The organism is Vibrio sp. D173a, from assembly GCF_030248475.1.
The window spans coordinates 1-670 of record NZ_JAHGAH010001408.1 but is presented as its reverse complement, the minus strand read 5'-3'; the positions used below and the strand labels follow the sequence as shown (position 1 = coordinate 670).

Sequence of the window (670 nt, the reverse complement as noted above, 5' to 3'; positions counted from 1 at the left end):
ATGCCACCGCCTCCAGGTCGTACTGATGGCTATCCGTTAAATATCTACTTCTCATTTGAGCTGGTGGGCTACGCCATGCTCGGTGTAACCACGATATGCCTTATTGCCGCTTACTTTGCTGCACGCAAAGGCGTAAACAAACCCATCACGGAGGCGCTGACTTATGTTTAATTATCGAAATACTGTTATTAATCGCTGCTCAAATCAGACTCTTTTCGTTCGCAGAGGAATGGCGTTTTTGTTGATGTTGTCATTGGTTTTCAGTGGCGCGAGTTGGGCGGTCGATGCCGAGCAAGTTACACAGATGATTGCCAAAGCTGATCGCTACCGACTCAACAGCCAGCAAGCCTCTAAGGTAGTGTCTGTGGTGCATCTATTTGAAAATGACCAGTTGGATAAGACCCGCCAGTACAACGTCTACACGCGTCCGAACCGAGAATCATTGGTGATATTCAAATCGGCAGTGGAAGCAGGACAAAAGATGCTGATGATTGAGGATAACTACTGGCTACTCATGCCTAAGTCGCGCCGAGCTATCCGAATCACACCAATGCAGAAACTCTTGGGTGAAGCCTCGGTGGGTGACATCTCAACACTGACTTGGAGCGAGGATTACCAAGGAGAGTGGGTGCAGCAAGAGAGTGTTGAGTTAGACAATGGTGAGCAGGTG

The 670-nt window shown here is 48.7% G+C and carries 1 protein-coding gene and 1 pseudogene; both read left to right on the top strand.

What is annotated here, in order from left to right:
* Positions 1 to 171: pseudogene (locus KIV40_RS33690) on the top strand (ABC transporter permease); the annotation flags it as partial.
* 58 nt (positions 172 to 229) lie between these two features.
* On the top strand, positions 230 to 670 hold a 441-nt coding region (locus KIV40_RS33685), incomplete at its 3' end, for an outer membrane lipoprotein-sorting protein (protein ID WP_285353773.1).